The organism is Streptomyces sp. NPDC016677, from assembly GCF_055562815.1.
In genome coordinates this window covers 58,158-81,591 of the sequence record NZ_JBVHEO010000011.1, presented here as the reverse complement: position 1 = coordinate 81,591, position 23,434 = coordinate 58,158, and the positions used below count along the sequence as shown (strand labels likewise).

General features: G+C 73.2%; 28 protein-coding genes. 12 read left to right on the top strand and 16 right to left on the bottom strand.

The features are described from left to right. Nucleotides 1-180: 180 nt before the first annotated feature. Nucleotides 181-1,209, bottom strand: a complete 1,029-nt coding sequence (locus ACZ3IG_RS26005; protein ID WP_467435042.1) for a Gfo/Idh/MocA family protein — start codon at nt 1,207-1,209, stop codon at nt 181-183. A 349-nt stretch (nt 1,210-1,558) separates the two neighbouring features. Between ACZ3IG_RS26005 and asnB the strand changes: the two genes are divergently transcribed. Next, complete coding sequence (gene asnB / locus ACZ3IG_RS26000; RefSeq protein WP_467435040.1) at nt 1,559-3,400, top strand: asparagine synthase (glutamine-hydrolyzing); 1,842 nt, start codon at nt 1,559-1,561, stop codon at nt 3,398-3,400. A gap of 4 nt (nt 3,401-3,404) precedes the next feature. On the opposite strand, the gene ACZ3IG_RS25995 is transcribed toward asnB, so the two are convergent. The 4 genes from ACZ3IG_RS25995 to ACZ3IG_RS25980 form a co-directional block, all read right to left on the bottom strand. Further along, a complete protein-coding gene (locus ACZ3IG_RS25995) occupies nt 3,405-5,006 on the bottom strand; it encodes an alpha/beta fold hydrolase (protein ID WP_467435039.1) in 1,602 nt (533 codons plus the stop codon). A gap of 201 nt (nt 5,007-5,207) precedes the next feature. Beyond that, a complete protein-coding gene (locus ACZ3IG_RS25990) occupies nt 5,208-5,693 on the bottom strand; it encodes a nucleoside deaminase (protein ID WP_467435038.1) in 486 nt (161 codons plus the stop codon). A gap of 127 nt (nt 5,694-5,820) precedes the next feature. After that, on the bottom strand, nt 5,821-6,084 hold the full coding sequence (locus ACZ3IG_RS25985; RefSeq protein WP_467435037.1) for a GlsB/YeaQ/YmgE family stress response membrane protein: 264 nt from the start codon (nt 6,082-6,084) through the stop codon (nt 5,821-5,823). A 156-nt stretch (nt 6,085-6,240) separates the two neighbouring features. After that, complete coding sequence (locus ACZ3IG_RS25980; protein ID WP_467435036.1) at nt 6,241-6,690, bottom strand: SPW repeat protein; 450 nt, start codon at nt 6,688-6,690, stop codon at nt 6,241-6,243. Nucleotides 6,691-6,924: 234 nt separating this feature from the next. Here ACZ3IG_RS25980 and ACZ3IG_RS25975 point away from each other — a divergent pair, with 234 nt between their 5' ends. The 5 genes from ACZ3IG_RS25975 to ACZ3IG_RS25955 all read left to right on the top strand — a co-directional run bounded on the left by ACZ3IG_RS25975 (nt 6,925) and on the right by ACZ3IG_RS25955 (nt 10,687). After that, entirely contained in the window at nt 6,925-7,092 is a 168-nt protein-coding gene (locus ACZ3IG_RS25975; RefSeq protein WP_215167143.1) for a hypothetical protein, read from the top strand. A 210-nt stretch (nt 7,093-7,302) separates the two neighbouring features. Beyond that, nucleotides 7,303-8,190 carry a glycoside hydrolase family 19 protein gene (locus ACZ3IG_RS25970; RefSeq protein ID WP_467435035.1) on the top strand — a complete coding sequence of 296 codons (888 nt, stop codon included), beginning with the start codon at nt 7,303-7,305 and terminating at the stop codon, nt 8,188-8,190. A 33-nt stretch (nt 8,191-8,223) separates the two neighbouring features. Beyond that, nucleotides 8,224-9,108, top strand: a complete 885-nt coding sequence (locus tag ACZ3IG_RS25965; protein WP_467435034.1) for an aldo/keto reductase — start codon at nt 8,224-8,226, stop codon at nt 9,106-9,108. Nucleotides 9,109-9,191: 83 nt separating this feature from the next. Further along, nucleotides 9,192-9,599, top strand: coding sequence for a VOC family protein (locus ACZ3IG_RS25960; protein ID WP_467435033.1), 408 nt, complete (start codon nt 9,192-9,194; stop codon nt 9,597-9,599). Then, a complete protein-coding gene (locus tag ACZ3IG_RS25955; protein WP_467435031.1) occupies nt 9,596-10,687 on the top strand; it encodes an adenosine deaminase in 1,092 nt (363 codons plus the stop codon). The genes ACZ3IG_RS25960 and ACZ3IG_RS25955 overlap by 4 nt, the downstream gene beginning before the upstream one ends. Here the strand turns inward: ACZ3IG_RS25955 and ACZ3IG_RS25950 are convergent. Together ACZ3IG_RS25950 and ACZ3IG_RS25945 are read right to left on the bottom strand one after the other, a co-directional pair. Continuing rightward, nucleotides 10,651-11,166, bottom strand: a complete 516-nt coding sequence (locus ACZ3IG_RS25950) for a mycothiol transferase (protein ID WP_467435030.1) — start codon at nt 11,164-11,166, stop codon at nt 10,651-10,653. The two genes, ACZ3IG_RS25955 and ACZ3IG_RS25950, sit on opposite strands and share 37 nt — an antisense overlap. Before the next feature lie 25 nt (nt 11,167-11,191). Beyond that, entirely contained in the window at nt 11,192-12,076 is an 885-nt protein-coding gene (locus ACZ3IG_RS25945; RefSeq protein WP_467435029.1) for a LysR family transcriptional regulator, read from the bottom strand. Between the two features lie 110 nt (nt 12,077-12,186). On the opposite strand from ACZ3IG_RS25945, the gene mgrA reads away from it, so the two are divergent. After that, nucleotides 12,187-13,179 (top strand): L-glyceraldehyde 3-phosphate reductase, encoded by a 993-nt coding sequence (gene mgrA / locus ACZ3IG_RS25940; RefSeq protein ID WP_467435027.1) that lies wholly within the window; start codon nt 12,187-12,189, stop codon nt 13,177-13,179. 197 nt (nt 13,180-13,376) lie between these two features. After that, nucleotides 13,377-13,787: a hypothetical protein gene (locus ACZ3IG_RS25935; RefSeq protein ID WP_467435026.1), complete on the top strand. Its 411-nt coding sequence runs from the start codon at nt 13,377-13,379 to the stop codon at nt 13,785-13,787. 6 nt (nt 13,788-13,793) lie between these two features. Here ACZ3IG_RS25935 and ACZ3IG_RS25930 read toward each other — a convergent pair whose 3' ends face one another. After that, nucleotides 13,794-14,687: an RNA polymerase sigma-70 factor gene (locus ACZ3IG_RS25930; protein WP_467435024.1), complete on the bottom strand. Its 894-nt coding sequence runs from the start codon at nt 14,685-14,687 to the stop codon at nt 13,794-13,796. A 138-nt stretch (nt 14,688-14,825) separates the two neighbouring features. On the opposite strand from ACZ3IG_RS25930, the gene ACZ3IG_RS25925 reads away from it, so the two are divergent. Beyond that, complete coding sequence (locus ACZ3IG_RS25925; RefSeq protein ID WP_467435022.1) at nt 14,826-15,311, top strand: carboxymuconolactone decarboxylase family protein; 486 nt, start codon at nt 14,826-14,828, stop codon at nt 15,309-15,311. On the opposite strand, the gene ACZ3IG_RS25920 is transcribed toward ACZ3IG_RS25925, so the two are convergent. The 4 genes from ACZ3IG_RS25920 to ACZ3IG_RS25905 all read right to left on the bottom strand — a co-directional run bounded on the left by ACZ3IG_RS25920 (nt 15,275) and on the right by ACZ3IG_RS25905 (nt 17,773). Beyond that, complete coding sequence (locus ACZ3IG_RS25920; RefSeq protein WP_467435020.1) at nt 15,275-16,552, bottom strand: streptophobe family protein; 1,278 nt, start codon at nt 16,550-16,552, stop codon at nt 15,275-15,277. The genes ACZ3IG_RS25925 and ACZ3IG_RS25920 overlap by 37 nt on opposite strands. 77 nt (nt 16,553-16,629) lie before the next feature. After that, a complete protein-coding gene (locus tag ACZ3IG_RS25915; protein ID WP_467435019.1) occupies nt 16,630-17,046 on the bottom strand; it encodes a PRC-barrel domain-containing protein in 417 nt (138 codons plus the stop codon). Then, nucleotides 17,043-17,630, bottom strand: a complete 588-nt coding sequence (locus tag ACZ3IG_RS25910) for a PRC-barrel domain-containing protein (RefSeq protein ID WP_467435018.1) — start codon at nt 17,628-17,630, stop codon at nt 17,043-17,045. The genes ACZ3IG_RS25915 and ACZ3IG_RS25910 overlap by 4 nt, the downstream gene beginning before the upstream one ends. Then, nucleotides 17,627-17,773 (bottom strand): hypothetical protein, encoded by a 147-nt coding sequence (locus ACZ3IG_RS25905; RefSeq protein WP_467435016.1) that lies wholly within the window; start codon nt 17,771-17,773, stop codon nt 17,627-17,629. Before ACZ3IG_RS25905 ends, ACZ3IG_RS25910 begins: the two co-directional genes overlap by 4 nt. A gap of 180 nt (nt 17,774-17,953) precedes the next feature. Between ACZ3IG_RS25905 and ACZ3IG_RS25900 the strand changes: the two genes are divergently transcribed. After that, entirely contained in the window at nt 17,954-18,406 is a 453-nt protein-coding gene (locus ACZ3IG_RS25900; protein ID WP_215167157.1) for an ATP-binding protein, read from the top strand. A gap of 60 nt (nt 18,407-18,466) precedes the next feature. On the opposite strand, the gene ACZ3IG_RS25895 is transcribed toward ACZ3IG_RS25900, so the two are convergent. Continuing rightward, a complete protein-coding gene (locus tag ACZ3IG_RS25895; RefSeq protein ID WP_467435176.1) occupies nt 18,467-19,330 on the bottom strand; it encodes an RNA polymerase sigma factor SigF in 864 nt (287 codons plus the stop codon). Nucleotides 19,331-19,572: 242 nt separating this feature from the next. Between ACZ3IG_RS25895 and ACZ3IG_RS25890 the strand changes: the two genes are divergently transcribed. Next, nucleotides 19,573-19,953 carry a helix-turn-helix domain-containing protein gene (locus tag ACZ3IG_RS25890; RefSeq protein WP_467435015.1) on the top strand — a complete coding sequence of 127 codons (381 nt, stop codon included), beginning with the start codon at nt 19,573-19,575 and terminating at the stop codon, nt 19,951-19,953. A 77-nt stretch (nt 19,954-20,030) separates the two neighbouring features. On the opposite strand, the gene ACZ3IG_RS25885 is transcribed toward ACZ3IG_RS25890, so the two are convergent. The 3 genes from ACZ3IG_RS25885 to ACZ3IG_RS25875 all read right to left on the bottom strand — a co-directional run bounded on the left by ACZ3IG_RS25885 (nt 20,031) and on the right by ACZ3IG_RS25875 (nt 22,601). Further along, complete coding sequence (locus tag ACZ3IG_RS25885; RefSeq protein ID WP_467435013.1) at nt 20,031-20,633, bottom strand: ClpP family protease; 603 nt, start codon at nt 20,631-20,633, stop codon at nt 20,031-20,033. A gap of 2 nt (nt 20,634-20,635) precedes the next feature. Further along, nucleotides 20,636-21,277, bottom strand: coding sequence for an ATP-dependent Clp protease proteolytic subunit (locus ACZ3IG_RS25880; RefSeq protein WP_467435011.1), 642 nt, complete (start codon nt 21,275-21,277; stop codon nt 20,636-20,638). Nucleotides 21,278-21,386: 109 nt separating this feature from the next. Next, on the bottom strand, nt 21,387-22,601 hold the full coding sequence (locus tag ACZ3IG_RS25875; RefSeq protein ID WP_467435009.1) for an epoxide hydrolase family protein: 1,215 nt from the start codon (nt 22,599-22,601) through the stop codon (nt 21,387-21,389). Nucleotides 22,602-22,720: 119 nt separating this feature from the next. On the opposite strand from ACZ3IG_RS25875, the gene ACZ3IG_RS25870 reads away from it, so the two are divergent. After that, complete coding sequence (locus ACZ3IG_RS25870) at nt 22,721-23,212, top strand: VOC family protein (RefSeq protein WP_467435008.1); 492 nt, start codon at nt 22,721-22,723, stop codon at nt 23,210-23,212. Nucleotides 23,213-23,434 lie beyond the last annotated feature (222 nt).

The following is a 23,434-nucleotide window of genomic DNA, read 5'->3' as shown; positions in this document are numbered from 1 at the left end:
CGACGCTCTGTGAGGGATTTGGTGACACACGATACGGCGATGCCGATGGCATATGCCAGAGTCCCGGGGCGAGCGACTCGTCCGGTCGTATCTCATGCCCTCCCGGTGGACCAGGACGCAGGCGGGCCACGGGAGTCGAGGTGCGGGCGGGGCGCCCGACGCCGGAGACGCCCTGGTGTCCTACGCCGTCGCGTGCTCCCCGTACAGGTCCGGGCGCGGGGCGAGGGCGACGGCCGTACGGGTGCCGGACTCCAGGGCGCGGACGCCGGCCTCGGCGACCGCGGACGCCGCGTAACCGTCCCAGGCGCTCGGTCCGGTCACCCGGCCGCGCCGGGCGGCGTCGACCCAGGCGCGCACCTCGCGGTCGTAGGCGTCGGCGAACCGTACGAGGTAGTCCCCCGGCACCTGGCGGCGCACGCCGTCCGCCGCCGTCACGGCGATGCCGTGCTCCTCCCCGATCCGGACACCGCCCGCCTCGCAGACGGCCTCGCAGCGGACCTGGTAACCGAAGCCGCAGTTGACGAAGACCTCCACGTCGACCAGGACGCCCCCGTCGGTCTCCAGGAGCGTGAACTGCGGGTCGTGCAGCCCGGCGGGCGCGCCGGCGGACGGCCGCGGCCGGTGCACGGTCACCGCGACCGGCTCCTGCCCGAGCAGCCAGCGGGCGGCGTCGATCTCGTGCGAGAGGGAGCTGTTCACCAGCATCGCCGAGGTGAAGCGGGGCGGGGAGGAGACGTTGCGGTGCACGCAGTGCAGCATCAGCGGACGTCCCAGCCGCCCGCTGTCCAGCGTCGACTTGAGCCGCGCGTACTCGGTGTCGTAGCGGCGCATGAACCCGATCTGCGCCAGCCGTCTCCCCAGCCGGAGTTCGGCCTCCACCACCCGCAGCGCGCCCGCCGGGTCGGGCACCATCGGCTTCTCGCACAGCACCGGCAGGTTCCGCTCGAAGGCGGCGAGCAGTGCCGCCTCGTGGGCCTCGCCGGGGGAGGCGATCAGCACCGCCTCGACGCCGGGCGCGTCGAGCGCGGCCTCGGGGTCGGTGCGGACCGCGACGCCCTCCCGTCCGGCGACCGCCGCCTCGGCCCGGTCGGCGTCGGGATCGGCGACGGCCACCACCCGGGCGCCGCTCACCACCGTGTCCAGGCGGCGTATGTGATCGGCGCCCATGTGTCCCGCGCCCAGCACCGCCACGCCCAGCGACTGCCCCATGTCCCGTCGGCTCCTCCCGGTCGTCCCGCACGACCAGGGTGTCACGGCCGTCAAGGGCGGGCGGACGGCGGCCGAGGCGGCGTTGGGGCAGTTTTTGCCCGTGGCCGGTTCCGCGCGGCACGGGCCCCTCATGGGCGGGTCCGAAGGTATCGCGATCGCAAAGTGTGGCCGAAATGACGAGCCTCCGTGTGTCGATCACGTTACGGACGCATTGACCGTTCCCGCTCGTGGCGCGCAGGCTCGATATGTAGATGGCAAGTACAACTGGTTTGCCGGGTGGTTCGCTCCCGCGTGCGAAAACGCACGTCGGGGTGGACGCTCAGGGCGGACCGCACGCAGGAGGTAGCACATGTGCGGCATCACCGGCTGGGTCTCCTTCGACCGCGATCTGGAGACCGAGCGGGCGGCATTGGATGCGATGACGGAGACGATGTCCTGCCGGGGACCGGACGACCGCGGCGTCTGGGCCCAGGGCCCCGCGGCGCTCGGCCACCGCAGGCTCGCCATCATCGACCTGCCCGGCGGCCGGCAGCCGATGACCGCCGAGACCCCGCACGGCACGGTCGCCCTCGTCTACTCGGGCGAGACCTACAACTTCACCGAGCTCCGCCGCGACCTGGCCGGCCGCGGCCACCGCTTCACCACCGACTCCGACACCGAGGTCGTGCTCCGCGGCTACCTGGAGTGGGGCGACGCGCTCGCCGAGCGTCTCAACGGCATGTACGCCTTCGCGGTCTGGGACGGCCGCGCCGACAAGCTCGTCATGGTCCGCGACCGCATGGGCATCAAGCCCTTCTACCACCACCCCACCGCCGACGGCGTCCTCTTCGGCTCCGAGCCCAAGGCGATCCTCGCCAACCCGCTGGCCCGCCGCCGGGTCCGGCTCGACGGGCTGCGCGAACTGTTCACCATGATCAAGACGCCGGGGCACGCCGTGTGGGACGGCATCCACGAGGTCGAACCGGGCACCGTCGTCACCGTCGACCGCGACGGCGTACGGCAGCGCCGCTACTGGGAGCTGGAGACCCGCCCGCACACCGACGACCGGGACGCCACCGTCGCCCATGTCCGCACCCTCCTCGACGACATCGTGCGCCGCCAGCTCGTCGCCGACGTGCCCCGCTGCACCCTGCTCTCCGGCGGGCTGGACTCCTCCGCGCTGACCGCGCTCGGCGCCCGGCAACTGGCCGGGCGGGGCGAGAGGATCCGCAGCTTCGCCGTCGACTTCGCCGGCCAGGCCGAGAACTTCGTCGCCGACGAACTGCGCGGCACCCCCGACACCCCGTTCGTGCACGACGTCGCCCGCACGGCCGGCACCGACCACCAGGACATCGTGCTGGACTCCCAGGCCCTCGCCGACCCCGGGATCCGCGCGAAGGTGATCCGGGCCCGCGACCTGCCCGCCGGCCTCGGCGACATGGACGCCTCCCTCTGTCTGCTCTTCCGGGCCATCCGCGAGCACTCCACGGTCGCGCTGTCGGGCGAGTCCGCCGACGAGGTCTTCGGCGGCTACCTCCAGTTCTTCGACGAGGCGGCGCGCACCGCCGACGCCTTCCCCTGGCTGGTGACGATGGGCCGCCGCTTCGGGGACGACGCCGACGTACTGCGCCCCGACCTGACGAAGGCCCTGGACCTCTCCTCCTACGTCGCCGACGGCTACCGCGACGCCGTGGCGGGCATCCGGCGCCTGGACGGCGAGAGCGACTTCGAGTACCGGATGCGGCGTGTCTCCCACCTCCACCTGACCCGTTTCGTGCGCATCCTGCTCGACCGCAAGGACCGCGCCAGCATGGCCGTCGGCCTGGAGGTCCGCGTCCCGTTCTGCGACCACCGGCTCGTGGAGTACGTCTACAACACGCCCTGGGCACTGAAGTCCTACGACGGCCGGGAGAAGACCCTGCTGCGCGAGGCCACCGCCGACGTCCTCCCCAAGTCCGTCTACGACCGGGTCAAGAGCCCGTACCCCTCGACGCAGGACCCCAGGTACGCGGCGGCCCTCCAGGACCAGGCGCGGGACCTGCTCGCCCGCCCGGACCACCGGGTCTTCGAACTCGTCGACCCCGCCCGGCTGCGCCGCGCCGTGGACCGGGAGGCCCCGATGACCGGCCAGGCGGACCGGCGCGGCCTCGAACGCGCCCTCGACCTCGCCCTCTGGCTGGAGATGTACGATCCCGAACTCGTCCTCGGCTGACGGCTCAGCGCCCCGCCTCCCGGTCGCCCTCCGGCCCGCAGGAACTGCCGTCGGGCGGCAGGGAGCCGTGCAGCAGGAAGCCGTCGACCTTGCGGTGCACGCACTTGGAGGACGAGTACCCGGTGTGCCCCTCGCCCTTGTTGTCGAGGACCACGGCCGAGGGGCCCAGCCGGTCGGCCGTCTCCTGCGTCCAGTGGTACGGCGTCGCCGGGTCGCCGCGCGTGCCGACCAGCAGCATCTTCGGCGTGTCGACGCCCTTGACCTCGTCGCGGATGTAGCCGGTGCCCTTCGGGCGGCCGTAACACATCAGCACCTGGGTGAGCCGGTACCGGCCGAAGACCGGCGACGCCTGCTCGTACCGTTCCCGTAGACGGCCCAGGGACCGGGTGACCTGGCCGGCGGTGGGGCGGTCCGGGTCGTCGGCGCAGTTGATCGCCATCAGCGCCGCCGGGAGGTTGTCCAGCGGCACGTCCTGCGCGTCGGTGAGCCCGCCGTCCGCGTCCTGCCGGACGGGGAAGCCGACCCCGCCGGACACGAAACCCTCCAGGCGACTGGAGTCGCCGTCCTCGACCAGCTGCGCGACGGCCCGCTCCAGCGACGGCCACAGCTCCCGGCTGTAGAGCGCCTCCCCGAGGGCACCGACGAGATCCTGCCCGGAGAAGGGCTCGCCGAAGACCGAGGGCACCGGCTCGTCGTCGAGGGACGCGACGAGCTTCTCGACCTGGCGGCGGGCGTCCCTGCTGTCCTGGCCGAACGGGCAGGCGATGTCCTGCACGCACCAGTCGAGGAAGTTCTCCAGCGCGGTCTGCTGCCCCCGCGCACTCGCCAGGCCCTGTTCCGCGAGGGGTTCGGTCAGGGTGTCCACACCGTCCAGCACCAGGCGGCCCACCCGGTGGGGGAACCGCGCGGCGTACACCGCGCCGAGCCGGGTCCCGTAGGAGAAGCCCAGGTAGTTGAGCTTGTCGTCACCGAGCGCCCGGCGCATCACGTCCAGGTCACGGGCGGCGTCCACGGTGCCTATGTGGGACAGCACCGGCCCGGAGTGCTTCTCGCACTGGGCCGCGGCCTTCCGCAGCCGCTCCAGTGCCTCCCGCGGGTCCTTCAGTCCCTCGTCCCCGTCGGTCGCCTCCATGATCTCGACCGAGCCCGGCCCGCAGCTGACCGGGGAGGACCGGCCGACGCCGCGCGGATCGAAGGATACGACGTCGTAGCCGTTGGTGAGATGCATGAAGTCCTTGCCGCCGGCGGACAGTTCACTGACGCCGGAGCCGCCCGGTCCGCCGAAGTTCAGCAGCACCGAGCCCTTTCGCTCGCCGGTCGCCCGGTAACGGGCGAGGGCCAGGTCGAGGGTCTCCTTCTCCGGCCGGGCGTAGTCGAGGGGCACGGTGACCTTCCCGCACTGGAGGTCCTCGGGCATGTCCAGGCCCTCGCAGGCGGACCACGTCACCCGCTGGTCGTAGAACCGGGACAGCCCGGCCCCTGATCCCTCGGCCGCGGAGTCGTCGGCGGTGGCGGCGGGCAGGCCCGCGCCCAGCAGGGACAGGCCCAGGGCTCCGAGTACCGCCCAGCGCAGGGCCGTGGGCCGGGTCGACAGCTTGGCCAGCATCGATGCCTCCCGGGCGCCCCGTCGGGGACCGGAGAACGGCGCCCTCGATCACCATAAGCGGGGCGGTGGCGGCTCGCCTCCGGGCGGGCCCGCCCCGCGCGCCCTGCCGCCTGCTCTCACCGGGGCCGGTCTCCGGCGACACCGGCCGGCTCCCGGCGAGTCTCCCGGTGAACGCCGGCGGACCGGGCGTGACCTGCTCCGTCAGCCCCGTCCGGTGTGGAACCGCACGTGCAACGCGCGGATCTCCTCCGTCAGTTCGGGCACCGGGCCCTCCACGGTCACGCCGGGGGCGATCTCCTGGACCGGCAGTGCGCGGACCGGCGCGGCGGGAACGCCCAGCTCGGTGAGCCACGTCACGAGCTGCCGCGCGGAGGCGACGTAGACGATGCGGCCGAGGCCCACCCAGGCGTGGGCGGCGGCGCACATGGGACAGTGCTCGCCCGAGGTGTAGACCGTCGCGGCGGCCCGCTGCGCCGGGGTGAGGCGGTCCGCGGCCCAGCGGGCGAGCGCGAACTCGGGGTGGCGGGTGCGGTCGCCTGACGCGACCCGGTTGTGGTCCTCGGCCAGCACGGTGCCGTCCCCGCTCACCAGGACCGAACCGAAGGGCTCGTCCCCGGCCTCCAGCGCTTCGGCGGCCAGTTCCACGCACCGGCGCAGATGGGGCAGCTCGGTGTCCTTCACGGTCATGGCCTCCGGCCCTCGGGGGAGTGATCAAGCCGCCCCAGCCTACGCGTCGCGGGCGGCGCACCGGTGGTCCGGTGCGCCGCCCGCGGTGGGCGGTGCCGTCGCTGTTCGCGCGTCCAGGGCCACGCCGTCAGCGGCGTGCCTTCGACCGGTCCAGCGCGGCCACGCCGAGCGCGGCCAGCCCGATCTGGATGAGCCACTCGACCCAGTCCACGCCGTCGGTGTCCGCCACGCCGAACGCTCCGGCGATCGCGGAGCCGATCAGCGCGGCCACGATGCCCACGAGGATGGTCCACAGGATGCCGATGCGCTGGCGGCCCGGGACCACGAGGCGCCCCAGGACACCGATGACGATGCCGATCACGATCGCGCTGATGATGCCGTCGACTTCCATCTCCGCCCCTTTCCGTCAAGACCCCCGCACCGGGCGTCTGCCCGCTCGGGGCGGACCCAGTCCCGTCCGGTCGGCGCCGGAGTGCGCGGTCGGCGCCGCGGCGCGCGGCGGGCCGGTCCGCGCGGGGCGGACCGGCCCGTAGGGGTTCCGGATCGGTTAGGGCTTGGCGCTCTTCGCCGCCGTACCGAGGCAGACCGTTCCCAGCATCAGGGCCAGGGCACCGATGATGATGTTGTTCCAGATGACTCCGGCATCGGGGGAGGAACCCACGATCCACGGTGAGATGATCATCCACACGCCGATGGCGCACATGGCTCCGCTGAGGCCGTACATGCGCTCCGGGGCCCGGGTGAACCCCAGGGCCAGCAGACCGATCGCGATGCCCACGATCAGGTTGTGGGCGACCAGCGAGGGCTGGCTCGTCGTGAAGTGGAGGACCCAGGGGGACACGGCGCAGTACAGACCGAGCAGGAAGACCGGCCCGTCCACGAGTGCCACGTCCCGGCCGCCGAGCATGCGGTCGTACCGGGCCCGCATCTCCGGGGCGTCGGGGTGGCTGCTTATGTCGCCTCTGGTGTCGCCTCTGGTGTGCGAGACGTTGGCCATGGTCGTCTCCTTTGACTGGCAGACCGTCCGCGTCTGGTGCGGTATGCGATGAGTGTCGCAACATCTCCATTCTGCTCCTTATGTCTCCCTTATGTGTAGTGGTGGGCGAAGGGTCCCGCCGTGCGGTCGGAGGGGGTGGGGGAGGGGGTATGCGCGGAACGAACGCGGGCAGGCGGAACGTACCCGGCCGAGCCGATCGGCCACCGGTTTCCACTCCTGGAGGTGTCTGCCGCTATGGGCGCGAAGGTGTTGGAGCGATTTCCGGCGGGAGCTCCGCGCGGTTCGTGGCCGGCGGAGGAGTTCGCCGCCGCACGACGGGCCCAGGGTGAGCCCGCGACGGTCGTCATGGATCTGAAGTCGGACGCGTTCCTCGTCGTCGTGCCGACGTCCGACGACGACTGACCGGCCGGCGGCGCGTTCCGCCGGGACGTGAGCGCGGGACGGCCCCGGTGCCGCGGCCCCGGGACGGCTGAGGTGGACTGGTCTACACCCTTGACTGGTACATACCAATACGGTTGAGTGTGCTGACCACCCCCACCACGGCCGTCCCCAGGGTCCGCTCCACCCTGCCCCGTGTCGGGAACGGCCGTGCTCCGCCAAGGAGTTGATCCCGTGTCGAGACGTCGTATCTCCGCGGTCGTGGCCGTCCTCGCCCTCGCCGGGGCCGTGCCGGTGCTGATGCCGGCCACCCAGGCGTCCGCCGCCGCCTGTTCGAGCTACCCGAGCTGGGTGGCGGGCAAGTCGTACGCCGCCGGTGACATCGTCCGCTACACCGACGGCAAGGCGTACATCGCCGAACACGCCAACCCGGGTTACGACCCGGTCATCAGCACCTGGTACTGGGAGCCGTACGCCTGTGACGGCGGCTCCACGCCGGTCGGGAACTTCGTGGTCTCCGAGGCCCAGTTCAACCAGATGTTCCCGAGCCGGAACGGGTTCTACACCTACGGCGGGCTCACCGCAGCGCTCGGCGCCTACCCCGGCTTCGCCACCACCGGCAGCGACACGGTCAAGAAGCAGGAGGCCGCCGCCTTCCTCGCCAACGTCAGCCACGAGACCGGCGGACTGGTGCACATCGTCGAGCAGAACACCTCCAACTACGCGCACTACTGCGACTGGAACCGGTCCTACGGCTGCCCGGCGGGACAGGCGGCCTACTACGGGCGCGGTCCCATCCAGCTCAGCTGGAACTACAACTACAAGGCCGCGGGCGACGCCCTCGGCATCGACCTGCTGAACAACCCCTGGCTGGTGCAGAACGACGCGGCCGTGGCCTGGAAGACGGGCCTGTGGTACTGGAACACCCAGTCCGGCCCCGGCACCATGACCCCGCACAACGCCATGGTCAACGGCGCCGGTTTCGGCCAGACCATCCGCTCCATCAACGGCTACGTGGAGTGCGACGGCGGCAACCCCGCGCAGGTGCAGAGCCGGGTGACGACGTACCAGCGCTTCGCGCAGATCCTCGGGGTCGACCCGGGCGGCAACCTGTACTGCTGATCCGGGGCGGCGGGCGTGTGCCAGACTCCGCCGATGACCTCGGAAACGATCACCGCCCACGCCTCCGGCACCTGGACCCTCGGTGACCTGCCCGTCCGCCGCGTCGGCCTCGGCGCGATGCGGCTGACGGGCAGCGCCGCCTTCCATCTCGGCACACCGGGCGACCGCGAGCGGTCCCTCACCGTGCTGCGCCGGGCGGTCGACCTGGGCGTCAACCACATCGACACCGCCGCCTTCTACTTCTCCTCCCTCCGCTCCGCCAACGAACTGATCAACAGCGCCCTGGCGCCCTACCCCGACGATCTGGTGATCGCCGCCAAGGTCGGCCCGTTCCGGGACTGGTCCGGCGCGTGGGGCACCTCGGCGCGCCCCGAGGACCTGCGTGGCCACGTCGAGGAGAACCTGCGCCAGCTCGGCCGCGACCACCTCGACATCGTCTACCTGCGCCGCATGCGCCAGGACTCGGTCGCCGAGCACTTCGGCGCGCTCGCCGAACTCCGCCGGGCGGGCCTGGTCCGCCACCTCGGCCTCTCCGCCGTCGAGCCGCGCCACCTCGCCGAGGCCCAGGCCATCGCCCCGGTCGTCTGCGTCCAGAACCGCTACGGCCTCGGCTTCCACGACCCCGCCACCGACGAACTCGTGCGCCTGTGCCGCGACCAGGGCATCGCCTTCGTGCCGTTCTACGCCATCGCCGGCGAGGCCGGGCCCCGGCGGGCCGCCGCCGACCACGACGCCGACGTCCGCGCGGTCGCCCGGGCGCACGGCGTCGGCGCCGCGCAGGTCCGGATCGCCTGGACCCTGCACCAGGGTCCGCACGTGCTCGCCGTCCCCGGTACCGGCGACCCCGCCCACCTCGCCGAGAACGTGGCCGCGGGCGCGCTGCGGCTCACCGGGGAGGAACTGGCCCGCCTCGGATGACCCGGACGGAGTACGGATGACAGTTTTACGTATAACTGTCATCCGTACTAACCTCTCCCCTCACCCCGCCCGGAGAGGTCCCGATGTCCCGTATCGCCCTGGTCACCCTCGTCGTCGACGACTACGACGAGGCCCTCCGCTTCTACACCGGCGCCCTCGGCTTCCGCCTGGCCGAGGACACGCCCCGGCCCGACGGCTCCCGCTGGGTCGTCGTCGAGCCGGGCACCGCGGGCGGCACCGCGCTGCTGCTGGCCCGGGCCAAGGGCGAGCGGCAGCGCGCCCGGGTCGGCGACCAGACCGGCGGGCGCGTCGGCTTCTTCCTGCACACCGACGACTTCGCCCGCGACCACGCCCGTATGACGGCGGCCGGCGTGACCTTCCTGGAGGAACCCCGGCACGAGCCCTACGGCACGGTCGCGGTCTTCCAGGACCTGTACGGCAACCGCTGGGACCTGCTCCAGCCCACCCCATCCGAGGACACCGACGCATGACCACGCTCGACACCGACACCCTCCGCCGGCTCCCCAAGGCCGTGCTGCACGACCACCTCGACGGCGGCCTGCGTCCCGCCACCGTCGTCGAACTGGCCCGGGAGGCCGGCCACACCCTGCCCGCCGACGACCCCGACGCACTGGCCGCCTGGTTCCGCGCGGCCGCGAACTCCGGGGACCTGGTGCGCTACATAGCCACCTTCGAACACACCCTCGCCGTGCTCCAGACCCGGGCGGGCCTGCTGCGCGCCGCCGAGGAGTACGTCCTCGACCTCGCCGCGGACGGCGTGGTCTACGCCGAGGTGCGCTACGCCCCCGAGCTGATGCTCCAGGGCGGTCTGACCCTGCCCGAGGTCGTCGAGACGGTCCAGGAGGGGCTGGCCGCGGGCATGGCCAAGGCCGCGGCGGCCGGTACGCCCGTCCGGGTGGGCACCCTGCTGTGCGGGATGCGGATGTTCGACCGCGTCCGTGAGGCCGCCGACCTCGCGGTCGCCTTCCGGGACGCCGGGGTCGTCGGCTTCGACATCGCCGGCGCCGAGGACGGCTTCCCGCCCGCCGACCACCTCGCCGCCTTCACCCACCTGCGCGGCGAGAACATGCCGTTCACCATCCACGCCGGGGAGGCGTACGGCCTGCCCAGCATCCACCAGGCGATCCAGGTGTGCGGCGCCCAGCGCATCGGCCACGGCGTGCGCATCACCGACGACATCCCCGACCTCGCGGCCGGCAAGCTGGGCCGCCTGGCCGGCTGGGTGCGGGACCGCCGGATCGCCCTGGAGATGTGCCCCACCTCCAACCTCCAGACCGGCGCCGCGGCCTCCATCGCCGAGCACCCGATCACCGCGCTGAAGGACCTCGGCTTCCGGGTCACCCTCAACACCGACAACCGCCTCGTCTCGGGTACGACGATGACCCGTGAGATGTCCCTGCTGGTGGAGCAGGCGGGCTGGACGGCCGAGGACCTGCGCACCGTCACGGTCAACGCCCTCAAGAGCGCCTTCGTCCCGTTCGACGAGCGCGAGGCCCTGATCGAGGACGTCGTCCTGCCCGGTTACGCCGCCGTGCTCGCGAGGAGCCCGCGCGCGTAGGCGGCCTGCCCCGCGTGCTGGAGGTCGTCGGACAGGACGCTGACCAGCCGGACGGCCAGTGTGACCGGCGGGTCCCAGTTGTCGTCCACCACGCGCTCCAGGTCCTGTGCGGTCAGGGAGCGCAGGGCGCCGAGCGTCTGCTCGTGCACGGCGTCGTAGTAGCCGGTCAGCAGGTCCGCCGAGTCGACCCGCACCTTCGCGACCTGCGCGGGACTGTGCCCGTACCCGGTGTCCTGGGCGGGCAGGCCGAGGCCGAAGCGCTGGTGCCAGTCCTGGGCCAGCCACACCTGGTCCAGGCCGAAGGCATCCGCGATGTGGTCGTCCTGGACCCGGGTCAGATGCCAGATCAGCCAGGCGACGGAGTTGGCGTCGGGGGTGGGGCGGGCGGCCAGGCCGTCGGGGCCGACGCCGTCGACGGCGGCGTGGACCTCTTCCCGGATACGGCCGTAGCCCTCGATGAGGATGTCCTTGGCATGCATACGTCCACCATGACGCACGCGTCCGTCAGGCGCTCCTCGTTTCCAGCAGCGCCATCAGCGCCCGGGCCGCCGGGCTGGTGGCCTGCGGGGGCGGCAGCAGGGCCACGGTCTCGTACAGCACCTCGTCGGTCTCCTTCAGCGGCAGCGACGTCAGGGACGCCCGCTTGTGCCGGAAGTGGCGCGGCACGACGGCGACGCCCAGGTTCTCGTCGATCAGGTCGAGCAGCCCGTGCACGTCGTTGACCTCCAGCGCGACCGTGCGGCGTACGCCCGCCGCGGCGAACGCGGTGTCGGTGACGCGGCGCGGCCCCCAGTCGGGGTGGAAGTCGACGAAGACCTCGTCGGCCAGGTCGCGGGGGGCCAGTACCGCCCCGTGTCCGGCGAGGCGGTGACCCGGGTGGCACAGCACGGTCATCGGCTCGGCCGACAGCGACACCGAGCGCAGCCGGTCGCTGTCCGGCTGGATCCGGTAGGCGAAGGCCAGGTCGAGCCGGCCCGCGGCGACCTCCTCCGCCAGTTCGCCGGAGCCCGCCTGCCGCAGCCGGATCTCCACGTCCGGGTGACGGCGGCGGAAACCGGCCAGCAGCCCCGCCACCGGCACCCCGGCGATGCACTGCTCGGTGCCCACCGAGAGCGTGCCGCGCAGCACGCCCTGCACCGCGGCGACCGCCTCGTGCGCCGCCCGCACCTGTGCCAGGATGCGCTGCGCCTCGCCCAGCAGCGCCCGGCCGGCCTCGGTCAGCGTCACCCGGCGCGTGGTGCGGACGAACAGCGGCGCCCGCAGTTCCCTCTCCAGCGCCCGGATGGACGCCGACAGGCCCGACTGGGAGACGACCAGGCGTTCCGCCGCCCGGGTGAAGTGCTGGTCCTCGGCGACCGCGACGAAGTGCTGGAGATGGCGTAGTTCCACGACTGAGAAGCGTAGTCGCTGAATCCCATCGGATTCTCCTGTTGGACCACTCGCCGGGACGGGCGCCAGAGTGGGAGCCGGTTCCGTCGTACCGATCCCCTGGAGACGCGTTGTACACCGCACACCCCGACCGCTACGCGACCCTGCCCTACCGGCGCACCGGACGCAGCGGCCTCAAGCTCCCCGCGCTCTCGCTCGGCCTGTGGCACAACTTCGGCCCGGACCGTCCGGTGGAGACCCAGCGCGCCATCCTGCGCCGCGCCTTCGACCTCGGCGTCACCCACTTCGACCTGGCCAACAACTACGGCCCGCCGCCCGGCGCCGCCGAGTCCGCCCTCGGCGAGGCGCTGAAGGCCGACTTCGCGCCGTACCGCGACGAGCTGGTGATCTCCACCAAGGCCGGCTACCTGATGTGGCCCGGCCCGTACGGCGAGTGGGGTTCGCGCAAGTACCTGCTGTCCTCCCTCGACCAGAGCCTGCGGCGGATGGGCCTGGAGTACGTCGACATCTTCTACTCGCACCGCCCCGACCCGGAGACTCCGCTGGAGGAGACGATGGGCGCCCTGCACTCGGCGGTGCAGCAGGGCAAGGCGCTCTACGTCGGCGTCTCCAACTACTCGCCGGAGCAGACGCGGGAGGCCGCGCGCATCCTCGCCGGCCTCGGCACGCCGCTGCTGATCCACCAGCCGCGCTACTCGATGCTCGACCGCCGCCCCGAGAGCGAGGGCCTGCTGGACACGCTCGACGAGCTGGAGGTGGGCTCCATCGCCTACTCCCCGCTGGAGCAGGGCCTGCTGACCGGCCGCTACCTCCACGGCATCCCGGAGGACTCGCGGGCGGCGAGCGACAGTCCCTTCCTGAACTCGGACGCGGTCACCGAGGACCTGGTCGGCACGTTGCGCGCGCTCGACTCGATCGCCAAGTCCCGCGGCCAGTCCCTGGCACAGATGGCCCTGGCCTGGGTGCTGCGCGGGGGCCGGGTGACCTCCGCGCTGGTCGGCGCGAGCAGCCCGGCGCAGCTGGAGGACAGCGTCGCGGCCGTCGGCAACCTGGACTTCGACGCCGACGAGCTGGCCCGGATCGACGAACTCGTCGCGGCCTAGGCGGAGTTCCGGCTGAGGCCCGGCCGAGGTCCGGCCGAGGTCCGGCCAGTCGAAGCTGTGAATATGCCAAGAGACTGGCCGGAAAGACGTGGTGACAGTGGTTCAGCAGTGAACATACTCGACTCCTAGGGCGCATCACGCCACGCGACAGCGCCCTCACCCACAGCGCACGACGCACGCGACGGGGGAGGGGAGACGTGCACGACGAGTTCCTGTGCCATGTCACCGCGTACGGAGTCTGTGACGGGCGACGGATCGGCGTCCCCCTGGGAACCTACCGGGCGCCCACCCTCGCCCTCGCCCTGTGGTGGCTGCGCGACCGCGCCTTCTGGATCGCCGAGCGGCTCGATCCGCAGCCCGGCCGGCCGCACCTGCCGCGCGGCGCCCTGACCCCGGTCGCCGACGACGCGCCGGACGTCCCGCGGGCGCTGCGCGCCTGGTGCGCCGACGTGGTGCAGCAGGAACTGGTCGGCGAGGAACTGGCCGCCGGGCGGCTGGTGCGGGTCGCCACCAGCGACGAGACCACCGAGTACGAACTGCTCGCCGAGTCGGTGGACGCCCTGCGCATGCAGCGCACCGGCCCGGTCCTGGTGGTGCCCGTCGCCTGACCGGCGTCACCGGCGCAGTGCCGTCTCCCGCTCCATGCGCGACAGCTTCTCCGGGTTGCGCACGGCGTACAGGCCGGTGATGAGGCCGTCGTCGACGCGCACCGCCACCACGGTGTCCAGGCCGCCGTCGAGCCGCACGACCAGCGCCGGGTGACCGTTGACCTGCGCCGGCCGCAGCGAGACCTCGGCGGTGAGCCGGCCCAGCGCGCCGAGCAGCAGCCGGGCCACCTTGTCGGCGCCGTCGACGGGCCGCAGGACGGCCTGCCGGACCCCGCCGCCGTCGCCCAGCAGCACCACGTCGGGCGCCAGAATGTCGAGCAGACCTTGCAGGTCGCCCGTCTCGACCGCCCGCCGGAACGCGGCGAGCGCGTCCCGGGTGTCGGCGGGGGAGACGGTCCCGCGCGGCCGGCGTGCCGCGACATGGGCCCGGGCCCGGTGCGCGATCTGCCGGACCGCGGCCGGGTTCTTGCCGACCGCGTCGGCGATCTCCCCGTACGCCAGGTCGAACACCTCGCGCAGCACGAACACCGCCCGCTCGACGGGCGCCAGCGTCTCCAGCACCAGCAGCATGGCCATCGAGACGCTGTCGGCCAGTTCGACGTCCTCGGCCACGTCCGGCGTGGTCAGCAGGGGCTCCGGAAGCCAGGAGCCGACGTAGGACTCCTTGCGGCGGCCCAGCGCGCGCAGCCGGCTCAGCGCCTGGCGCGTGGTGACGCGGACCAGGTAGGCCCGCGGGTCCCGTACCTCGCCCAGATCGACGCCCGCCCACCGCAGCCAGGTCTCCTGGAGCACGTCCTCCGCGTCGGCGGCGGAGCCGAGCATCTCGTAGGCCACGGTGAACAGCAGGTTGCGGTGGGCGACGAACGCCTCGGTGGCTCGGTCGCTGTGTTCTGTCGTCACGTACCCGAGACGCCGGCCGGCGCGGTTCTGTGACAGCACCGGCCGGTGGCGCACGTCACATTCCCGCCACGTCACACGAAGCGGGACGTCGGCGTCCTGTGGGCATCCGACGCACGGAACACGAGTGAGGACGACGCCATGGAAACCCGGTTCAACCTGTTCGAGAACGAGATCGCGGCCAAGTTCGCCAAGCGGTTCGCGGGTACCGCGGTGGTGCTCCAGCAGTCGCCGCTGCCGAGGTCCACGCAGGAACTGGTGTCGTTGCGCGCCAGTCAGATCAACGGCTGCGGCCACTGCGTCGACATGCACGTCAAGGAGGCCGCGGCGGCCGGGGAGAGCGCGGTGCGGCTCAGCCTGGTCGCCACCTGGCGCGAGTCCACCGTCTTCACCGAGGCCGAACGGGCCGCGCTGGCCCTCGCCGAGGAGGGCACCCGGCTCGCCGACGCCCACCAGGGCGTGTCCGACGAGACCTGGGAGCTGGTGCGCAAGCACTACGACGACGATCAGACCGCCGCCCTGGTCTGCCTGGTCGGGCTGATCAACGCGGCCAACCGGCTCGCCGTGATCACCCGTCAGAAGGGCGGCTCCTACGAGCCCGGGGCGTTCGCCGCCGCGTTCGACTGAGCTCTGCGACGCCGGGTTCCGAGGCGCGTGAGCAGCGTGCCGAGGAACCCGGCGGCCAGCCCCCACCCCGCCGCGAGGCCGACCACGGTCCACAGCCGCGGCCGCAGGAACAGTTCCCCGGAGAGTCCGCCGCCCAGATCGCCGATGCCCAGCAGCGACAGGCCGTACCGCGCGAAGACCCGGCCGGTCAGGCCGATCACGAGCACCGTCGCCACCAGCGCGCAGGCCATCCGCACGGCGTTGCGCCAGGCCGGCGTCCCGGCCGGCGACCGCGCCGCCAGTACGCACCCGGCGGCCGGGAGCAGCACCGCGGCGGCGACCAGCAGCCACCACGCCCGGCCGTCCTGGCCGGTGAGCGTCCCCAGGTTCACGGCCGAGACGTCCGGGGTGCGCAGCGCCTCGTCCAGGACGCGGGGCATCGGCAGCCCGAACGGCCCCTCCACCCGTCCGTTCCAGGTGCCGCCCATGCCGATGGTCAGCGCGGGCCACGCCAGGTTGGGCAGCCCGAGCAGCACCACGGCGAGGGTCTGCGCCGGACGCCCCCGGCCGGCCGCGACGACCAGCGCGACGACGACGCCGACCGCGACGCAGGCCAGCAGCAGCGCGACCATGGCGTACGCCGCCGGCCGCGCGGCCGACCGCAGGCGCCCGAGCCGCCCGGACAGCGGCGCCCCGCGCGTCACCAGCAGCGCCACGAGGAGGACGCCCGCCAGCCACAGCAGGCCGAAGAACACCGTCAGCGGCACGTCCGTGGTGAAGCCGACGGTCGGGGAGACGCCGAACAGGTCACCGAGGTCGTCCAGCCACCCCTCGCCGAGGGAGACCTCGAAGGTGTGCCGGGCGGCGAGGGCCAGGGCGAGCAGGGCGAGCAGCCACAGGACGGCGATCCGGCCGGCCCAGCGGGCCAGTCCGGGCGCGTCGGCCACCGTGCGGCGGCGCAGCGGCCCGAGGAAGCCCCGGCCCACCACCAGCGCCCCGGCCAGCGTCACCGACAGCGGCATCACGGTGAGCCCGGCCTCGGCGCCGGCCAGCTCCCCGGCGTCCCCGGACAGTTCCACCGCCCCGCCCAGCGCGGTCACGAGGACCGCCGCGACGACCGGCCAGAAGGCGCCGTCGGGCAGGTCGGCCGCCCCTGCCGCCCACAGCCCGAGCGCGGCGACCGCGAACGGTGCGGCCAGCCCGGCCAGCACCGTGCCCAGCGCCGCTGTCCAGCCGTGGTCGGAGGGGGTGCGCACACTCACCCCGCCACGCTAAGCAGCGTCCGGCACCCCCGCCCGCCGGGCGGGGCGCACGGAGTCGTCCGCCGCCCGGCGCGGCCTCATCCGGCCCGGACGACCAGGGCGTAGTCGCCCAGCCCCAGCAGCCGGTCCGCAGGGATGTCCCCGAGGGCCGTGACGACGGTCAGTACCCGGCCGGTGTCCGGGTCGAAGGCGATGTCCCGGACCGTGCCCCGTTCGTCCCCCGCGTCGGTCAGCACCCGGCTGCCCACCGGGTCGTGCGGCGGTGGCACCGGATCGGCGGGGCCCGCCGACCGGACCAGGACGGCGTCCGGCCCCACACCGTGCAGCGCCGCCCAGGGCAGCACCGTCTCCCGGCGCGGACGCCGGCCGCGCAACCGCAGGTGGGTGACCGTGCCGGAGCCGGCGTCGACGGCCAGCGACGTCACGGCCCCCAACTCCGCCGCGTCGGTCACGGTGAGTACCGGCAGCCCCCGTATCTCGGAGAACAGCGTCATGTCGAGGGCTCCCCCCGGTGGCCCGGCACGCCACCGGGCGTCGCAGCGGCCAGCTCGTCGAGACTTCCGACGACATGGCGGACGGCGTCCGCGGGCAGGACGAGTGCTCGGCCCGACACGGCGAGGGTCTCGCCGCGCGGCACGTAGACCTGGCGACGGCGGCGTCGCGGCCCCGGCGCGAGCGACTTGTTCGCGGCCACCCGGAAGCCGACCACCCGGCCACTGCCACCGCCCTCCACCACCACGTCGAGCACCGTGCCGACGTCGGTGCCCGCGTCCGTCAGCACCCTCGCCCCCAGCACCCGGCCCTGCGTCGCCTCCCGGCGGGCCACCACGGCGGCCGTCTCCGCCAGCTCCCGCCGGTCCCGGACCAGCACCGCGTCATGGCCGAGTGCGTGCACGGCGCCCCAGGGCAGGCTCTGCCGCAGCGGGCCCGACAGCAGGCCCCGCCCGCTGAGCGTGAAACCCGTGATCCGTCCGGCCTCCGCGTCGAAGACGGTGTCCTTGACCTGCGCCACCGCGTCACCGCCGAGGGTCACCACCGGCCGGGTGGTCAGACTCCGCGCGGCCATCAGCTCGTTCATCGCACGTCCTTCCCGCCGGACCGGCGCCCGGACCGCACCGCGACGACCGTGCCGGACCGCCGGCGGGCCTGTACCGCCAGCGTCAGCAGCGCCGCGGCGACCAGCACCGCGACCACCACGACGAGCCACGTCCACCAGGCCACGGTCCACCTCCGCGGGTCCGCCCCGGCCGCCCCTGTGCGACGGCTCCGGTCACGGACCGGGTGCCCCGTGCGGCTGTGACAATTCCCGCAGTCAGAATGAGGGGACATGCACGGCCGACGGCGGGGTACCAGGACTGGTGCAGCAGCGTCCGGCCAGTCCGGCTTCCGAGAGAGAAACGCATGATCGACCACCTGGACGGGGCAGTGATACCGACTGGTTTCGACGTGCCCGTGGAACCGCTACGGCGGGCGGCGCACTACACCGGCGAGCCTGGATGCATCGCCGAGGCGCGTTCCTTCGCCTCGCTCTTCCTCCAGCAGCTGAGGACCGAGTGGTGCGCCACGATCGGCCGCCCCGCCGACGGCGCGGTGCTCCTGGTGGTGAGTGAACTGGTCACCAACGCCGACCGGCACAGCCAGGGCCCCTACATCCTGGAGCTGGAGGGCACGGACACGTCGGTGACGGTCTCCGTCTACGACAGCAGCGCGGCGCTGCCCAAGCGCTTCCCCCGCGACCCGGAGCGGGTCGGCCGGCACGGCCTGGAGATCGTGCACGCCCTGGCCGGCGAACTCGTCGTGGAACGGGTCCCGGTCGGCAAACGCGTCCGCGCGGTCGTCCCGCTCACCGAATGAACCCGCCCGCACCGGACGAGCCCGCCCGAACGGGCGGTACCGGCCCGCGGAGTGCGGGGTTCAGGCGCGGTCCAGCTCGCCCAGCATGCCCTCGCGCAACCGGGCGATGATCCGCTTGATCAGCCGGGAGACGTGCATCTGCGTGCAGCCGAGCCGTTCGCCGATCTCCGCCTGGGTGGCCTCCTCCACGAACCGCATGTGCAGGATCCGCCGGTCGCGCTCGCTGAGTGCGGCCATCAGCGGCGCCAGCGAGTGGACGTCCTCGACGAGCCGCAGCCCGTCCTCCTCCACACCGATGAAGTCGGCCAGGACCGACTCGCCGCCCTCGGGGCCGTCCCCGGTGAGCGCGGCGTCCAGTGACGAGGAGTGGTAGCCGTTGGCGGCGATCTGCCCCTCGATCACCTGCTCCGGGCTGAGGTTCATCAGCGTGGCCAGCTCGGCGACGGTCGGCTCGCGGTCCAGCCGGCTGGACAGTTCCTCACGGGCCCTGGCCAGCTCGACGCGGAGTTCCTGGAGTCGCCTGGGCACGTGCACCGCCCAGGTGGTGTCCCGGAAGAAGCGCTTGATCTCACCGACGATGTACGGCAGCGCGAAGGAGGTGAACTCCACCTCGCGCGACAGCTCGAACCGGTCGATGGCCTTGATCAGACCGATCATCCCGGTCTGGACGACGTCCTCCATGTCGTCGCCGCGGCCTCGGAACCGGCCGGCGGCGAACCGCACCAGCGACATGTTCATCTCGATCAGGGTGCCCCGCGCGTACTGGTACTCGCGCGTCCCCTCCTCCAGGACGGACAGCCGCTGGAAGAACTGACGGGACAGCTCCCGCGCGTCGCGCGGCGCCACGGACCGGCCGTCCACCACACCCGGCGGCACCTCCCCGTCCGCGGTCTCCCCGGCGCGCGGCGCCTGCGGCCGGACCACGGCGGTGTCGCTCGCCTCTGCCACGAAAGTCACGTTTCGACGCCTCCCTGCATCCGTCCGGGGGTGCGGACACCCGGGTCCGCTTCGGCGCATGCCGCCCGAATGGCCCGGTACCGCCCGCTCAGGATATCCGCCCCCGCGCGCCCGCACACCGGCGGCGCCGACGGCGCGCGGACCCCGATTCCCCTCAGGGCGGAACGCGTGCCCCTTCCCCTCCCGCCGGTCGCTCCTAGGCTGGGAGGGTGAGCAGCCGAACACCGGACGAAGCCCGTGTCATCCCCCTGCGCCCGCCCGCCGCGAAGCCGGCCCCCGCTTCACGGGAGCCGCTCTGGCGCGACCTGGTCGGTGACGTCCTGCGGCGTGAACGCCTCGCCCAGGAACGCACCCTGAAGGACGTGGCGGAGGCGGCCCGGATCTCGATGCCGTACCTGTCCGAGGTGGAACGCGGCCGCAAGGAGGCCTCCTCCGAGGTGCTCGCCGCCGCCGCCGGGGCGCTCGGCCTGGGCCTGGGCGATCTGCTGACCCGGGTCCACGGCGAACTGGTCCGGGTCACCGCCCGCCCCTCGGTCACCGGCCGCGGCGGCAGCCGTTCCCGCCACGACGGGCTCTGCCTGGCGGCCTGACCACGCCGGCGCCGCCCGTCGCGCCGTCCCTCCCGCGGCCCGGCGCCCTCCCCTGCGGGGCGCCGGACCGCGTGGGCTCAGACCGTCACGAGCCGCCGGCTGAGCACCTCGTCGGCCAGCCCGTACGCCACCGCCTCCCGGGCCGTGAACACCTTGTCGCGGTCCATGTCCGCGCGCAGCGCGGTGACGTCGTGACCGGTGTGCCGGGCCAGCACCTCTTCGACCTGGGAGCGGATCCGCACCATCTCCTTCGCCTGGAGCGCCAGATCGGAGACCGTGCCCTGCCGTCCCCCACTGGCCGGCTGGCCGAGCAGCACCCGCGCGTGCTCCAGTACGAACCGCCGCCCGGGGTCGCCGCCCGCCAGCAGCACCGCCGCCGTGGAGGCCGCCTGGCCGACGCAGAACGTCGAGATCGGCGCCTGTACGAAGGTCATGGTGTCGTAGATCGCCATCAGCGAGGTGTACGAGCCGCCGGGGGAGTTGAGGTAGACCGAGATCTCGTGCTCGGGCGCCGACGACTCCAGGTGCAGGAGCTGGGCGATGACGACGTTGGCGACACCGTCGTCGATCTCGGTGCCGAGGAAGATGATCCGCTCCGCCAGCAGGCGGCTGAACACGTCGTAGGACCGCTCACCCTGCGGGGTCCGCTCCACGACGTTCGGAATGGTGTACGTCCCCATGGTCACAGCCCCATCCGTCGCCGCGTGACGGCCGGGCGGACGTCCGCGAGGGACTCCACCACCCGGTCCACGATCCCGTACTCCCTGGCCTCCTCGGCCGTGAACCAGCGGTCCCGGTCACCGTCCCGGGAGATCGTCTCCGGCGACTGGCCGGTGTGCTCGGCGGTGATCCGCTCGATGGTCCGCTTGGTGAACTCCAGGTTGTCCGCCTGGATCTCGATGTCGGCGGTGGTGCCGCCGATGCCCGCCGACGGCTGGTGCATCATGATCCGCGCGTTCGGCAGCGCGTACCGCTTGCCCGCCGCGCCCACGCTGAGCAGGAACTGCCCCATGCTGGCGGCGAACCCCACGGCGAGCGTGGAGACGTCGTTGGGGATCAGCCGCATCGTGTCGTAGATGGCCAGCCCCGCGTGGACCGAGCCGCCGGGGCTGTTGACGTACAGGCTGATGTCGGTGCGCGGGTCCTCGGCGGACAGGATCAGCAACTGGGCGCAGACCCGGTTCGCGGAGACCTCGTCGACCTGGGTGCCCAGCACGACGATGCGCTGGGCGAGCAACTGCGCGGCGAGGTGGTCGTCGAACCGGCTCGGCGGGGTGCCGTCCTCCTGCGCTCGCGGCAGCGGACGGGTGGTGAGTGGGGACATCGGCGCTCCTTCGCTCCGTTCGGATCGTGCCGTCGTCCCCACTGTCGGCCCGCGACCGCCCCGGCCGGGGCTTTCTCTGCCCGCGGCAGATTCGCCGAGGGCAGAGCGGTCAGCCGGCCCGCCCCTCGCGCAACTGCCGGAAGAAGGCCCGCACATCACCGACCAGCAGGTCGGGCTGTTCCAGCGCCGCGAAGTGCCCGCCCCGGTCGAACTCCGTCCACCGCACCAGGTTCTCGGTACGCCGGGCCTTGTGCCGCAGCGGGATCTGCGGGTCGGCGGCGAACGAGGCGACCGCGGTCGGCGCGGTGGACGGCTCGTGCGGGGCGGCGGCCCGGCCGGTGGCGTGCGCCCGCTCGTAGTAGACGCGGGCCGACGAACCGGCGGTCCCGGTCAGCCAGTAGAGCATCACGTCGGTGAGCAGCCGGTCGCGGTCCACCGCCTCCTCCGGCAGCCCGGCCGAGTCCGTCCACTCGGCGAACTTCTCCACGATCCAGGCGAGCTGCCCGACGGGGGAGTCGGTGAGCGCGTACGCCAGGGTCTGCGGCCGGGTGGACTGCTGGGCGGCGTATCCGGTGCCCTCGCGGGACCACGCCTCCCAGCGGCGCCACGAGCGGAGGGCGCGTTCCCGCTCCGCGGGGTCGAGGGCGTCCAGTTCCGCGGCGGTCGGCTCGGTGGCCTGCTGGGCGCCCGGCAGCAGGTTGAGGTGCACGCCGATCACCCGCTCCGGGTGGACCCGGCCCAGCTCGCGGGAGATCGCCGCGCCCCAGTCGCCGCCTTGCAGGCCGTACCGGTCGTAGCCGACGCGCCGCATCAGCTCGGCCCAGGCGTCGGCGATCCGGCCCGCCTCCCAGCCGGTGTCCGGCGCCGGGCCCGACAGACCGAACCCGGGCACGCTCGGCACCACGACGTGGAAGGCGTCGGCCGGGTCGCCGCCGTGCGCGGCCGGATCGGTCAGCGGCCCGACCACGTCGAGGAACTCGGCGACCGACCCCGGCCAGCCGTGGGTGATCACCAGCGGTGTGGCGTCCGGCTCGGGGGAGCGGACGTGGGCGAAGTGCACGTTGGCGCCGTCGATGGTGGTGGTGAACTGCGGCCACGCGTTCAGCTCCGCCTCGGCGGCCCGCCAGTCGTAGTCGTGGCGCCAGTACCGCACCAGCTCCCGCAGGTAGTCCCGGGGCACCCCGTACGCCCATCCGGCGCCGGCGGGCTGGTCCGGCCAGCGGGCGCGGTCCAGGCGGTCGTGCAGGTCGTCGAGGTCGCGCTGCGGGACGTCGAGGCGGAAGGGGCGGAGGGCGCCGTCGTCGGCGGGCGGGAAGGAGAGCACGGCGGGATGGTAGGCACGGGGGCCCGCCCCGGTCGAAGGGATCGCCACGCGGCCGATGAGTTTCCGGCCTCGCGCCGGTCGACACAGATGACCGCGTTCCACGCGTCCAGGAGGTACCGATGACCGGCGACGGATTCACCACGTGCCTGTGGTTCGACGACCAGGCCGAGGAGGCGGCCCAGTACTACGTGTCGGTGTTCAAGGACTCCGACTCCCACGTCGGCGGCATCACCCACTACCCCGAGGGCGGCCACCGTCCCGCCGGCACCGTGCTCACCGTCGAGTTCACCGCCAACGGGCAGAAGTTCGTCGCGCTCAACGGCGGGCCGGAGTTCAGGTTCACCGAGGCGATCTCCTTCCAGATCACCTGCGAGACCCAGGAGGAGGTCGACCACTACTCGGCCCGGCTGACCGAGAACGGCGGCGAGCTGGGTCCCTGCGGCTGGGTGAAGGACCGGTTCGGGGTGTCCTGGCAGGTCGTGCCGCGCCGGCTCCTGGAGATGTTCGCCGACCCGGACCCGGCGAAGGCCGCCCGCGCGAACAAGGCGATGGAGTCGATGCGCAAGCTGGACATCGCCGCTCTGGAGAAGGCATTCGCCGGGGCGCGGTGACGCGCCGGCCGGCGACGCCGACCCTTCGTCTCTCCGCTACCGCCGGGCGGAGATCGTCGCCCGCGAGCCCGGACGCCTGCTTCCCGGACGTCTTCGGCTGCCGGGCCGGGCGGCTGGAGGACGACGCGACCGGCTTCCGCCTCTTCGGCCTGGGCGAGCGGACCGTCCTGGGCCGCGTGGGCCATGACGGACGACTCCCCGCCCGCGCCGCCGCCGTGGATC